Source organism: Asaccharospora irregularis DSM 2635, from assembly GCF_900129815.1.
In the GTDB taxonomy this organism is placed as follows: Bacteria; Bacillota; Clostridia; order Peptostreptococcales; family Peptostreptococcaceae; genus Asaccharospora; species Asaccharospora irregularis.
The window spans coordinates 14249-28094 of sequence record NZ_FQWX01000029.1; the positions used below are offsets into that span (position 1 = coordinate 14249).

11 protein-coding genes and 1 pseudogene are annotated in these 13846 nt (G+C 30.7%); 9 read left to right on the plus strand and 3 right to left on the minus strand.

The window, feature by feature from the left end; genetic code table 11:
* Positions 1 to 79 precede the first annotated feature (79 nt).
* From BUB34_RS10010 to proC, 6 genes are all read left to right on the plus strand, one after another.
* The gene (locus BUB34_RS10010) at positions 80 to 1708 is read left to right on the plus strand and encodes a Na/Pi cotransporter family protein (RefSeq protein WP_073126943.1); all 1629 of its coding nucleotides are present in this window, start codon (positions 80 to 82) and stop codon (positions 1706 to 1708) included.
* 185 nt (positions 1709 to 1893) lie between these two features.
* A complete protein-coding gene (locus BUB34_RS10015; RefSeq protein WP_073126944.1) occupies positions 1894 to 3246 on the plus strand; it encodes a glucose-6-phosphate isomerase in 1353 nt (450 codons plus the stop codon).
* Positions 3247 to 3455: 209 nt separating this feature from the next.
* A complete protein-coding gene (gene htrA / locus BUB34_RS10020; protein WP_073126946.1) occupies positions 3456 to 4532 on the plus strand; it encodes a serine protease HtrA in 1077 nt (358 codons plus the stop codon).
* A gap of 418 nt (positions 4533 to 4950) precedes the next feature.
* Positions 4951 to 5859 (plus strand): trans-4-hydroxy-L-proline dehydratase activase, encoded by a 909-nt coding sequence (locus BUB34_RS10025; protein WP_084120356.1) that lies wholly within the window; start codon positions 4951 to 4953, stop codon positions 5857 to 5859.
* A 4-nt stretch (positions 5860 to 5863) separates the two neighbouring features.
* A complete protein-coding gene (gene hypD / locus BUB34_RS10030; RefSeq protein WP_073126950.1) occupies positions 5864 to 8233 on the plus strand; it encodes a trans-4-hydroxy-L-proline dehydratase in 2370 nt (789 codons plus the stop codon).
* Between the two features lie 270 nt (positions 8234 to 8503).
* Entirely contained in the window at positions 8504 to 9307 is an 804-nt protein-coding gene (gene proC, locus BUB34_RS10035; RefSeq protein ID WP_073126952.1) for a pyrroline-5-carboxylate reductase, read from the plus strand.
* 78 nt (positions 9308 to 9385) lie between these two features.
* Here proC and feoB read toward each other — a convergent pair whose 3' ends face one another.
* On the minus strand, positions 9386 to 11302 hold the full coding sequence (gene feoB, locus BUB34_RS10040; protein WP_073126954.1) for a ferrous iron transport protein B: 1917 nt from the start codon (positions 11300 to 11302) through the stop codon (positions 9386 to 9388).
* 13 nt (positions 11303 to 11315) lie between these two features.
* Complete coding sequence (locus BUB34_RS10045; RefSeq protein ID WP_073126956.1) at positions 11316 to 11537, minus strand: FeoA family protein; 222 nt, start codon at positions 11535 to 11537, stop codon at positions 11316 to 11318.
* Positions 11538 to 11733: 196 nt separating this feature from the next.
* Between BUB34_RS10045 and BUB34_RS10050 the strand changes: the two genes are divergently transcribed.
* From BUB34_RS10050 to BUB34_RS10060, 3 genes are all read left to right on the plus strand, one after another.
* On the plus strand, positions 11734 to 12252 hold the full coding sequence (locus BUB34_RS10050) for a Gx transporter family protein (RefSeq protein WP_073126958.1): 519 nt from the start codon (positions 11734 to 11736) through the stop codon (positions 12250 to 12252).
* Positions 12253 to 12298: 46 nt separating this feature from the next.
* Entirely contained in the window at positions 12299 to 12460 is a 162-nt protein-coding gene (locus BUB34_RS10055) for an aspartyl-phosphate phosphatase Spo0E family protein (RefSeq protein ID WP_073126959.1), read from the plus strand.
* 150 nt (positions 12461 to 12610) lie between these two features.
* Positions 12611 to 13456, plus strand: a complete 846-nt coding sequence (locus BUB34_RS10060) for a mechanosensitive ion channel family protein (protein WP_073126961.1) — start codon at positions 12611 to 12613, stop codon at positions 13454 to 13456.
* 203 nt (positions 13457 to 13659) lie between these two features.
* On the opposite strand, the pseudogene BUB34_RS13430 reads toward BUB34_RS10060, so the two are convergent.
* Positions 13660 to 13846, minus strand: a pseudogene (locus tag BUB34_RS13430) (hypothetical protein); the annotation flags it as partial.

The following is a 13846-nucleotide window of genomic DNA, read 5'->3' on the forward strand; positions in this document are numbered from 1 at the left end:
ATTTAACATTAATTTGATAAAATAAAGAAGGTTTGAATTTTTAGCGACAAGCATAATTATCTCTTAAGGAGGAAATAAAGTGGAGATTGTGATAAGTCTTATGGGAGGTCTGGGATTGTTCCTATATGGAATGAACCTTATGGCAGAAGGCCTACAAAAGTCAGCAGGAACTAAATTAAAGAAAATAATAGAACTTTTGACGAGTAATTTACTTATGGGAGTTTTAGTTGGAACAGGAGTTACAGCAGTTATACAAAGTTCAAGTGCAACTACAGTTATGGTTGTAGGGTTCGTAAATGCAGGAATTATGAGCTTAACACAAGCCATGGGAGTTATAATGGGTGCCAATATAGGAACCACAATGACAGCTCAGCTGGTATCATTTGATTTAAATGGAATGGCTCCAGTAGCAATAGGAGTAGGTATTATACTTTATTTATTTGGAAACAAACCTAAGATAAAGAATATGGCAGAGATACTTATAGGATTTGGTATATTATTTACAGGTATGGATTTTATGAAAAATGCAGTGGAACCATTACAAGAATATAAAGGTTTTACAGACTTATTGGTTACATTTGGTAATTACCCACTATTAGGGCTTTTACTAGGATTTGGTATAACAGCTATTGTACAAAGTTCGAGTGCTTCTATGGGTATGTTACTTGCATTGGCATCTCAAGGGTTAATACCTTTAAATGCGGCGCTACCTATATTATATGGACAAAATATAGGTACATGTGTAACATCACTTATATCTAGTATAGGTGCAAGTAGAAATGCTAGAAGAGCTGCTATGATGCACTTAATATTCAATGTGTTAGGTACAGTTATATTCTTAATAGTATTAAATAAACCAGTTGTAAGTTTAGTTACATCAATGAATCCTGGAAACGTAGCAAGACAAATTGCAAATACTCATACACTATTTAATGTTATATCAGTAATTATTTTATTACCATTTACTAAGTATATAATAAAACTTGCAATTAAATTAGTTCCAGACAAGGAAAATGATTTAGAAGAAGAAGAAACAAAGATTATCAAATATATAGATGCCAGAATGTTAGAGACACCTTCAATAGCACTAGTTAATACAGTTAAAGAAACCCTAAGAATGGGTGATAAAGCTAAAGAAAGTTTAAAAGCAGCCATGGAAGGTATATTTGAACATTCAAGTGCAAAGATAGAAAAAACATTTAGAAGAGAAAGACTTATAAATGAACTGCAAAAAAGCATATTGCATTACTTACTAGACTTATCAAAAACGTCTTTAGATGAAGATTCTAGAGAAGTAGTAGACGTGTTGTTTAACACTGTCAATGATATTGAAAGAGTAGGAGATCATGCTAAGAATATAGCAGAATTAGTTCAGACAGCCTTGGATACAGATATAGTATTTTCTGCTCAAGGAAAGGCAGAACTTGAAGATATGTACAATAAGGTAATATCTACATATACATATGCTTTAGAAGCTATGAGAACAGACGATGTAGATTTAGCTTGTAAGGTTATAAAAATGGAAGAACAAGTAGATATAATGGAAAAATCTTGTAGAGCTAATCATATGCATAGATTAAATAATAATTCATGTAGCATAGACAATGGAGTTATTTATTTAGATATAGTGAGCAACTTAGAAAGAGTATCAGATCATGCAGTTAATATTGCTCAACAGGTTATAGCTAAAAGAACAGGAAATGATTAATAAATATAAATAGAGAGTTGCCTTGGAGTAAAGGGGCAACTCTCTTTCTAATATAATATGTATAATATAAATTACACTTTAGAAATAAGGTTTCAAAAATTATTAAATAAGACTTTTTATTATTAATTATGACTTTGTTTTATGTTATAATTTCAATAAAGCATAGAAAGAAGAGAGGTAAAATTATGGGAGAAATAAAATTTGACTATAGTAACGCTAAAGATTTTATTAGTCAAAACGAAATAGATGCGATGCAACCTCATGTGAATGTGGCTCATAATATGTTACATGATAAATCAGGTTTAGGTAATGCCTTTTTGGGATGGATAGATCTTCCATATGATTATGATAAAGAAGAGTTTGATAAGATAAAAAAAGTGGCCAAAAGAATACAATTAGACTCGGATGTATTATTGGTGATAGGGATAGGAGGCTCTTATTTAGGGGCAAGGGCTGCCATAGATATGATGAGCCACTCTTTTAGAAACAATCTATCTAAAGAAGAAAGAAATTCTCCAGAAGTATATTTTGTAGGTCAAAATATAAGTGCAACATATATTATGGATTTATTAGATGTTATAAAGGATAAAGATATATCTATAAATGTAATATCCAAATCTGGGACTACTACAGAACCAGCAATTGCATTTAGAATATTCAAAGATTATTTGGAAAAGAAATATGGGAAAGAGGAAGCGAGCAGAAGAATATATGCTACTACAGATGAAAAAAAGGGAGCTCTTAGGCAATTAGCAGAAAAAGAGGGATATGAGACATTTACAATTCCTGATGATGTAGGAGGTAGATTTTCTGTTTTAACAGCGGTAGGGCTATTACCAATAGCTGTAGCTGGATTGGATATAGATAACATTATAAAGGGAGCACAAAATGCTTGTGATAATTTTAGAGACCCTAGTTTAAAACAAAATTGTAGTTATCAATATGCTGTAATGAGGAATATCTTGTATAGAAAAGGAAAAGATATAGAACTTCTAGTAAATTATGAACCACAACTTCATAATTTTAGTGAATGGTGGAAACAATTATATGGTGAGAGTGAAGGAAAGGACAATAAAGGTATTTTCCCTGCATCGGTAGATTACTCTACTGATTTACACTCTATAGGTCAATATATACAATCGGGAAAAAGGATATTATTTGAAACTGTAATAAAAGTAGAAAATCCGAATAGGGATATAACTATACAACCAGATAAAGACAACTTAGATGGCCTTAACTATTTAGCAGGTAAAGGCTTAAATTTTGTGAGTAATAAAGCATTCGAAGGAGCAATGCTTGCTCATACAGATGGACAAGTTCCTAATCTAGTAATAAGTGTGCCAATGCTAGATGAATATAACTTTGGATACCTTACTTATTTTTTTGAAAAATCTTGCGCTATTAGTGGATATTTACTAGGCGTCAATCCTTTTGATCAACCTGGTGTAGAGGCTTACAAAACAAACATGTTTGCACTCTTAGGGAAACCAGGATATGAAAAAGAGGCAAAAGAACTAGAAAAAAGACTTAATAGTTAAGGTTTAATTAAGAATACAGTAATAAAATGAAATCATCAAAAGAGATATAAACTCTCTTATGGTGATTTATTTTTTAATCAAAAGAGATACAAATTTATTTAGTTAATTTTATTTAACTAGTTGATGTTATTTATTAAATAGATTTGTAAATAATAGATTAAGTCAAATGAAAGTTAAATTAAAAATACTTTTAGTGAGGAGGAATCAAAATGACAAATAAAAAAGGAGTAAGTATATTAATAGTAGCTATACTATGTTCAGTACTGAGTAGTTTTTTGACTGTCTTAACATTAAAAGATAGGATGATAGAAGATACATCTAAAACTAAATCTACAAAAATAGTAGTAAATGATGAAGGTAGAACACAAAATGTGTATCATGCGATAACAGAAAAGGCTATGCCATCAGTAGTTGGGATAACTACAACAAGTATAAATAGGAACAATATGTTTGCTATACCAACACAGACAGAAGGTGTAGGGACTGGGATTATAGTAGACTCTAACGGTTATATACTTACAAACTCTCATGTTGTTTCAGATGGAGGAGCTACAAGTGTAAATGTACTTTTTAACGATGGAAATACAGATGCAGGGAAAGTTCTTTGGTATGACTCACAGCTAGATTTAGCTATAGTAAAAGTAGAAAAAACAGGGCTAACACCAGCCGAGTTTGGGAATAGTGATGATGTTAGAGTTGGAGATATATCTGTAGCAATAGGAAATCCTTTAGGATTGGAATTCCAAAAGAGTGTTACACAAGGTATAATAAGTGGACTTGATAGAACTATAAAGACAGAGCAGTCTAACATGACTGGTCTTATTCAGACAGATGCTAGTATAAACTCAGGTAATAGTGGAGGGCCTTTGTTAAACAAAAATGGTCAGGTAATAGGGATAAATACAGCTAAGGCATCTCAAGCGGAAGGTCTAGGGTTTGCAATACCTATAAATACAGCCAAAAGTATAGTAGAAGAAGTTATAAAAAATGGAAAATATGAAAAAGTTACATTAGGAATAAAGGGTATGGATTTAGACAAGTATGAGATGGCAACAGGACTGGATTTAGATGGTGACAAGGGAGTTTATATAGCAGAGGTAATTTCAGGTTCAGCAGCAGATAAAGCTAACATAAAAGTAGGAGATGTGATTACCAAAGTAGGAAAAATAGATATAACTAGTATGTCAGATCTTAATAAGGTACTTTATTCGTACTCAAAGGGTAGTAATTCGGATATAGTAGTCATTAGAGGTGGAAAACAAGTAACGGTGAATGTAAAATTTTAGTGTAATTAAACTCAATCCAAAGTAATTTTAAAAAGTGAAAAATACCACTGATAAAAAATATTTAAAAGATTATATAGAGAATTTTTAAAATAAAAAAGTTATATAATGGAAAAATATACAGGGACTTATATTTATTAATATAATGTCCCTTTTTGCTTTCATTTAAAAATAAAATAAATAACTAACAAATTTTAAATATATGAAAAATTTCATGAATTTACTTAAAAATTCATTAAAATGAATTTAATATACTAATTTGAGAAAAAAATTTAGGTATTTCTAAAAAAATGATAGACAAAATAATAACGATTATAGTATTATTAGTATTAGGGAAGGGTTTTCACAACCGACCTTTTTAACAAATAATTAAAATCGGAAATTATAATATAGATTTAATATTTTTTTAGGGGTGAATATGATGAATCCGTTGGTAATAAATCTGCAAAAGTGCAGTTTGCATGATGGTCCAGGAATTAGAAGCACAGTGTTTTTTAAAGGATGTCCTCTTGAGTGTGTGTGGTGTCATAATCCAGAGAGTCAGTCTTACACTAAAGATGTTTTATATAATGAAGAGAGATGCAGTAGATGTGGGGTTTGTATAAGTAAATGTCCAAATGATGCAATATATACAGGGGAAACAATGATTTGCCTTGATAAAGACAAATGTACACGTTGTGGAACTTGCATAGACTACTGTGTAAACAATGCTAGGGAAATAGTAGGAAAAGAATCTACTATAAAAGATATAGTAAAAGAAATAGAAAAAGATAGAATGTTCTATGAGGAATCTAATGGTGGTGTAACTTTATCTGGAGGAGAAGTTATGTCACAAGATATGGACTATATATCTCAAGTAGCAAAAACATGTCAAGCTAAAGGGATAAATGTGGCAATAGACACTTGTGGATATGTTAAGTTTCAAAACTTTGAAAAGGTTATGGATCATGTAGATTTATTTTTATATGATATAAAACTTATAGATGAAGAAAAACATATAAAATTCACAGGAAAATCAAATGACTTAGTATTAGACAATCTTAAAAAATTAAGTGAAAGAGGGGCTAATATTAGCATAAGAATACCTTTGATAGGTGGAGTAAATATAGATGATGAAAATTTAGAGGTTAAAAAGATAATAGAATTCTTAAAGCCTTTAAATATAAAAAATGTGCACCTTTTACCATATCACAGTATAGGTAAACATAAATATGATAAGCTTTACATGAAGTACGAAGGGGAAGAACTATTTAGACCTTCAGATGAAAAACTAGAAGAGATCAAAAAGTTGTTTGAACAAAATAATTTTAAAACTAAGATAGGGGGCTAATATCATGGAAAGAGGAACTTTTGAAAGAACAAGAAAATTAAGAAAGCAAAGTGTGGAGGCAGAACCATACATCACGATTGAGAGAGCTAGATTAATGACAGAAGCTTATAAAATGTATGAAGGTAGTGTTGAAACTCCTGTACTTCGTGCATTAGCATTTAAGCACTACATGGAAAATAGAACTCTTTGTATAAATGATGGAGAGTTAATAGTAGGTGAAAAAGGAGATTCTCCACAAGGGGCTCCAACTTACCCAGAATTATGCTGCCATACTATGGAAGACTTACAAGTAATGAATGACAGAGAAATAATAAACTTCAATGTATCAGAAGAAGTTAGAAAGATACATGAAGAAGAAATAATACCTTTCTGGAAAGGAAGACAAATTAGAAATAGAATAGTTAGCTCTATGGATCCAGAATGGGTAAAAGCTTATGAAGCTGGTATATTCACAGAGTTCATGGAACAAAGAGCTCCAGGACATACAGTTTGTGGAGATACTATATACAAAAAAGGTTTTGCAGACTTAAAGAAAGATGCAGAAAACAGAATGAAAGAATTAGACTTCATAAATGATATGGAAGCTTATTCTAAAAAAGTAGACCTAGAAGCAATGATGATAGCTTGTGATGCTATGATTATATTAGGTAAGAGATATGCTGAAAAAGCTAGAGCATTAGCAGCTGAAGAAAAAGATGAAGCTAAAAAAGCTGATTTATTATTAATAGCAGCAAACTGTGATGTAGTTCCAGAACATGCACCACAAACTTACCATCAAGCTATACAAATGTATTGGTTTGTTCATATAGGTGTAACTACTGAACTTAATATATGGGATGCATTCAGCCCAGGTAGATTAGATCAACACTTAAATCCTTTCTATGAAAGAGATGTAGAAGAAGGAAGTTTAGATAGAGAAAAAGCTCAAGAATTACTTGAATGTTTATGGGTTAAATTTAATAACCAACCAGCACCACCTAAAGTTGGTATAACATTAAAAGAAAGTGGAACATACACTGACTTCGCAAACATAAATACTGGTGGTATAAGACCAGACGGACAAGATGGTGTAAACGAAGTAAGTTATATAATACTTGATGTTATGGACGAAATGAAATTACTTCAACCAAGTTCAAACGTACAAATAAGTAGAAAGACTCCACAAAAATTCTTAAAGAGAGCTTGTGAAATATCAAGAAAAGGATGGGGTCAACCAGCATTCTACAACACTGAAGCAATAGTACAAGAACTTTTAGAAGCAGGAAAGAGCTTAGCAGATGCAAGACTTGGTGGAAGTAGTGGATGTGTTGAAACTGGATGTTTCGGTAAAGAAGCATATGTTTTAACTGGATACATGAACTTACCAAAAATACTTGAATTAACTTTAAACAATGGTTATGATCCAATATCTAAACAACAATTAGGTATACAAACTGGAAATGCTAAAGACTTTAAATCATATGAAGAGTTATTTGAAGCATTCAAAAAGCAACTTCATTATTTTATAGATATAAAAGTAAAAGGAAATTGCATTATAGAAGCTATATATGCTAAACATATTCCAGCTCCTCTTATGTCAACTATAGTTGATGACTGTATAGCTAATGCTACAGACTACCACAGAGGTGGAGCAAGATACAATACTAGATATATACAAGGTGTTGGTATAGGAACTATAACTGACTGCTTAGCAGCTATAAAATACAACGTATTCGATGAAAATAAATTTGATATGGATACATTACTTAAAGCATTATCTTCAAACTTTGAAGGATATGAAGCTATCCATAATATGGTTGTTAATAAATCTCCTAAATATGGAAATGATGATGACTATGCAGATGAATTAATGAACGAAGTATTCACAGCTTACTACAACGAAGTAACAGGAAGACCAACTGTTGTAGGTGGAAAATATAGAATAAACATGCTACCAACTACTTGTCACGTATACTTCGGAGAAGTTATGGGAGCTAGTGCAAATGGTAGACTTTGTGGAAAACCATTATCAGAAGGTATATCTCCTGAAAAAGGTGGAGACACTAATGGACCTACAGCTGTTATAAAATCTTGTGCTAAGATGGACCACTTAAAAACTGGAGGAACTCTTTTAAATCAAAGATTCGCACCATCAGTAGTTCAAGGTGAAGAAGGATTAGACAATATGGCTAACTTAATAAGAACTTACTTCAACATGGATGGGCATCATATACAATTTAACGTATTTGACAAAAATGTATTATTAGCAGCTCAAGAAAATCCTCAAGATTACAAGGATTTAATTGTTAGGGTTGCAGGATACAGTGACCATTTCAATAACTTAAGTAGAGCATTACAAGATGAGATAATAGGAAGAACTGAACAATCTTTCTAAGATTTATATAGACAATAAGCTAACTTCTTACTTAGGAAGTTAGCTTATTGAGTTTAATAGAACTTTTGTTAAATTTATATTTAAACATTTTATATTTGGACATACTAAATTTAACAAATACTTAAATTTATATTTATATATAAAATTTTTCGATAACATCTTGAAAAAAATTTTAATATGATGTAAAAGTATAGTAGGGAGTAATTAAATTAATTTTAATAGTTAATTTATGTATAAATTTATAAACTTATATAACAAAGGAGATTGATTATGAAAAAATTAGGATTTATAGGCGCAGGTAACATGTCAAGTGCAATGATAGGGGGAGTAGTTAACTCTGGTTTAATATCTGGGGAAAACGTTACAGTTTCAGATTTATATCAGCCATCATTAGATAAGGCAAAAGATAGCTTTGGTGTAAACACTACTCAAGATTCAGTAGAAGTTGTAAAAAACTCTGATATAGTAATATTAGCTGTAAAACCTAATGTATATCCTGCAGTTTTAAATCAAATAAAAGAATTTGTAGACGGAGAAAAAATAATAGTATCTATAGCAGCAGGAAAAACTATCGAATCTATCGAAAGTATTTTAGGTTCAGATAAGAAGGTAATTAGAGTTATGCCTAATACACCAGCTTTAGTAGGAGAAGGAATGGCAGCTCTTTGCAAAAATGCAAATATAACTGATGAAGAATTAGCAATAGTTAAACAAATATTTGAATCATTTGGTAAAGCAGAAGTTGTTGGAGAATATTTAATAGATGCAGTAATAGGTGCAAGTGGATCAGCTCCAGCATACGTATTTATGTTTATAGAAGCTATAGCAGATGCTGCGGTAATAGGTGGTATGCCAAGACCTCAAGCTTACAAATTTGCAGCACAAGCTGTAATGGGATCAGCTAAAATGGTTCTAGAAACAGGAAAACATCCAGGTGAGTTAAAAGATATGGTTTGTTCTCCAGCAGGAACTACAATAGAAGCTGTTAGAGTTTTAGAAGAAGAAGGATTTAGAGCAGCTGTTATAAAATCTGTAGTAGCTTGTATGGATAAATCAAAAGAAATGAGCAAATAAAGATACGCTAAATAAAAGCATAAATTAAACAAAAAGGTCAACCCTATTGATTATGGGTTGACCTTTATATAATTTAAATTATTTATTTTCAGATACGGATGGGCAAGAATTGCTTGATGGGCAACCAGAGCAACTGCTACATCCAGATTTAGCTTTAGATTTAAAGCTTCTATAAAGTATAAATATAGCAACTACGGCTATAGTTCCGGCAATTAATAATTCAACAACTGATCCATTCATAAATAAAACACCTCCGACACACTTAACAATGAGTGCAGCAAACCATGCAAGTGCAAATTGATATAAAAATGATATTATCATCATTTTATTTCCGTACTCTTTTCTCATAGTTGCAAGAGCTGCTATACATGGAGTATACAATGCTGAGAATATTAAAAATGAATAAGCACTAACACCAGTAAATACTGTAGGAAGAACCACTTCTAAGTTTCCATAAAGTATATTTAGTGTATTTACAACTATTTCTTTTGCGCCCAAACCAGTTATAATTGCAACTGATGCTCTCCAATCACCAAAACCTAAAGGTGAGAATATAGGAGATACAAACTTTCCTATATAAGCTAAAAAACTTTGGTTTATATTTTCAGTGAAACCATTAAAATTAAACGATGACAGTGTCCAAATAACAACTGACATTGCAAACATAACAGTAACAACTTTTACTAAGAATCCTTTTGATTTATTCCAAGTATTTTTAAGAAGAGCACTTAAAGTTGGAACTCTATATTCAGGAAGTTCTAATATAAAAGGCTCTATATCTGATCTAAAGCTAGTTTTATTTAAGAACAATGCAACTAATATAGCGACAACTATTCCAACTAAATATAGAGAAACTGTAACAAGTGCAGCGTTATCTGGGAAAAATATTGAAACAAATAGTGCATATATAGGTAGCTTAGCACCACAAGTCATAAGTGGGGCTATTAATGCAGTTACTTTTCTATCCTTTTCACTTTCCAAGGTTCTAGTAGCCATTATTGCTGGAGATGAGCACCCCATACCCATTACCATAGGGATAAATGCTTTTCCAGATAAACCTACTTTTCTCATTACCTTATCCATTAAGAATGCTGTTCTTGACATATAACCGCTATCTTCAAATATAGATATACCGAAGAATAAAGTAAGTATAAGTGGGAAGAATGGTAATGTACCACCAATACCGCCAATTATACCATCTACTATAAGCGATCTAAACCAAGTACTAGAGTTGGCCAGCATACTATCTACAGGAGTAGCTATGTATGATTCTATTAAAGCTGCAGATGCCTCTTGTAATGGTCCACCAACCCAGTCGAATGTAAATTTAAATAAAATGTACAGAGCACCTAAGAATAGAGGATAAGCTAAAAATGGATTTAAAACTATATCATCAATTCTATCAGAGATAGATCTTTTCTTTTGTTCGATTTTATTTGTACACTTCGCTAAAATAGCTTCTATTTTTTCATAAGTCTCAGTTTCATCTCCAAAATCTGTATTGTATATAAAAGGAGAATGAACTAAATTTCTTATATAAGAGCTTATTTTTTCAACTCCATTTTTCTTTTTTGCAACTATAGGCAATACAGTTATTCCTAGTTCTTTACCAAGTTTATTAGAATCTATACTAATACCCTTAGCCTCTGCAATATCTATCATATTAAGTAAAATAATAATAGGTTTGTTAAACTGCATAAGCTGTGTAGTTAAATATAAATTTCTTGACAAGTTCGATGCATCAACTACATTTATAATAATATCTACATCTTCATTTTCTAAAAATAATTTGGAGACCTTTTCTTCATTTGAATAAGTATCCATGGCGTATATCCCAGGTAAATCAACTATTTTTATGTCATCTTCCAAGAAGCCTTCTTTTTTTTCTATAGTAACCCCAGGCCAGTTTCCAACATATTGATTTGATCCTGTGAGTAGGTTGAAAACAGTTGTTTTTCCAACGTTAGGGTTACCAAGTAATGCTACATTAATCATTTACCTCACCTCTTTACTTTTTTAGCGAAATATTTTTAGCGTCGTTTTTTCTGATGGCAAGATCAAATCCTCTAAATCTTACTATTATAGGATCTCCGAAAGGGGCCACCTTTCTTACCTCTATCTCAGTATTATTTATACAACCTAAAGCCAATAATCTTTTTGCTAACTTAACATTTCCATTTATACTATCTATAAATCCTTTTTCTCCGATTTTCAAGTCGTGAACAGTCATCATTAATACCTCCTAATGAAACTCATTATCAATAAACATTATATCATCGATATTACTTAGAGTCAAGTTTGATAATGATTTTATAGTAAATAAAAAAACTAAAATAAAATTTATCTATTTATGTAGATATTTCACGTTTTTAAGTGATTTTGTATTATAATTAAAATGTAAATAAATAAATGGGGGAATTATCTATATGAAGACAAGAAGAATGACGTTTTTAGGATTAATGGTAGGGTATAGTTTAGTTTTATATATAATAGAATCTTTTATACCAAATCCATTAGTAGCTTTATTCCCAGGAGCAAAGCTTGGTCTCAGTAATATAATAACCCTGATTTCATTAATAGTTTTGGGTGCAAGAGATACTTTGATAATACTTACTATTAGAGTAATATTATCATCGATATTTGCGGGACCATTATCTTACTTATTATTTAGTATAGGGGGGGCGTATATTAGTTTAGTTTCAATGTATTTAGTTAGTAGAATTAAAGGATTTTCTATTATCGGTGTAAGTATAGCGGGGGCTATAGGGCATAATATAGGTCAGCTATTGATTGCCAGTATGATAGTAGAAAATATAAATATGGTAGGGTACTTGCCATTTATGTTAATAGCATCCTTAGTCACAGGTATGTTTGTAGGGATGGTAGCTAACTATGCAGTGCCTAAGTTAAATAACTTCAAAAGGGGATTTATTGACAAAATATAACATTATTTGATAGAATGAATATAAAATTGTAATAGTGGTGATTATTATGGCGGATAGAGAGTTACAAGTGTTGAAAAAGGAAATAGAGCTAATTAGAGAAGAGATCAATACATACATAGAGTATCCAGACATTTTTAGAGACGAGCTGTTAGAGGCGAGTAAAAAAATTGATATTTTAATAAATAAATATATGTATTTGAACAAGTAACCTACAATATTAGTAGGTTTTTTTTTACGTATAAAAATAATTTTATGGTTTTTAAATTATAAAAATAATTTATTTATAAAAATAAATTTTAATTGTGAAAATGCAAATAATAGATAGTATTAATTAAAAATAATTAAAGGGGCAACATTTATGTTATTAAGAAAAATTATAAAGTCTATTATAATCATTGTATGTTCATACGCTTTATTAAAATTAATACACTATATTTTAAATAAAATATTTAAATTCAAAAGATTTGATGTAAGGTATAAAAACACACTTTGTAGTATCCTTCTATCTATATCGTACTATATAATATTTACTGCTACCTTAATATTAATACTTAGGGAGTTTGGGATACTAGATACAGCCAGATTTAGCACTTTGGTAACAGGGGCAAGTATAGTAGGGTTGCTTGCTGGTATTGCAGCTCAAAGCATCTTAAAGGATATTTTTAATGGATTCTTTATAATATTTGAAAAGCAGATACAAGTAGGAGACTTTGTTCTTATAAATGAAAAGTTTAGAGGTACTGTAGATGAGATAGGTATTCGAAGTACTAGTTTGAGAGACTGGGATTTAAAGAGAGTGACATTGCCTAATGGAAGTATAAATAGTGTTAGGAATTATAGCAAGGATAAAATGAGGGTTGTAGTCCATGTTAGAGTATGTTATGAGGAAAATCCTATGAAAGTAATGGAATCATTAGAAGAAGTATGTTCTATAATGAATGAAACTTATAGCAAGTACTTGATTAAATCATCACATGGAGAAAATTATAGTCCATTCAAAGTATATGGGATAACAGATATATATGAGAACTCTGTTGGGGCCCAATATACTATAACTGGGGTAGTTGCATCGCACAAGTATTTTCATGCTCTTAAAGATGCCAAATTACAGATATTAATAGTATTTAATAAAAACGGTATAAAAATAGCTTACCCTACACATATAAATATATTACAGAGTGGAGATTGTAGCAAAGATGATTAGTATAGTTCAAAAAAATGTAAAAAAGGAATATTTTATTAGCTATTAAACTATATTAGAAACTGTATCTTTGATAATAGACCAGCTAGTTAAAGTCAACAGTTTTTAAAAATATTTTATAATTATGTTTTTTCGTATAGCAAATAAACCATCAAATATACACGAATTTTTGATGGCTTATATGGAAAAATAGTTCATATTAGCCGTTAGGCTATATTAGGTAGACTTTTGTTTTCTAGATACATCTTACAGTGCAATTTAGGGTTACGTACTTCATATGGTTTTTGGTTGCGTAGCACAGAAAAAATATAGTTCATTAGCTTATGCATAATGGCAACTAGTCCAACTTTTTTGCTTTTACCATTCATATTATTTTTATAATAATTAAGCAAA

Excerpts from the sequence above, each read along its gene's own strand:
- BUB34_RS10025 (WP_084120356.1), top strand. The coding sequence starts at position 4,951 with ATGAATCCGTTGGTAATAAATCTGCAAAAGTGCAGTTTGCATGATGGT.
- feoB (WP_073126954.1), bottom strand. The coding sequence starts at position 11,302 with ATGATTAATGTAGCATTACTTGGTAACCCTAACGTTGGAAAAACAACT.
- BUB34_RS10050 (WP_073126958.1), top strand. The coding sequence starts at position 11,734 with ATGAAGACAAGAAGAATGACGTTTTTAGGATTAATGGTAGGGTATAGT.
- htrA (WP_073126946.1), top strand. The coding sequence starts at position 3,456 with ATGACAAATAAAAAAGGAGTAAGTATATTAATAGTAGCTATACTATGT.
- BUB34_RS10045 (WP_073126956.1), bottom strand. The coding sequence starts at position 11,537 with ATGACTGTTCACGACTTGAAAATCGGAGAAAAAGGATTTATAGATAGT.
- BUB34_RS10015 (WP_073126944.1), top strand. The coding sequence starts at position 1,894 with ATGGGAGAAATAAAATTTGACTATAGTAACGCTAAAGATTTTATTAGT.
- hypD (WP_073126950.1), top strand. The coding sequence starts at position 5,864 with ATGGAAAGAGGAACTTTTGAAAGAACAAGAAAATTAAGAAAGCAAAGT.
- proC (WP_073126952.1), top strand. The coding sequence starts at position 8,504 with ATGAAAAAATTAGGATTTATAGGCGCAGGTAACATGTCAAGTGCAATG.
- BUB34_RS10055 (WP_073126959.1), top strand. The coding sequence starts at position 12,299 with ATGGCGGATAGAGAGTTACAAGTGTTGAAAAAGGAAATAGAGCTAATT.
- BUB34_RS10060 (WP_073126961.1), top strand. The coding sequence starts at position 12,611 with ATGTTATTAAGAAAAATTATAAAGTCTATTATAATCATTGTATGTTCA.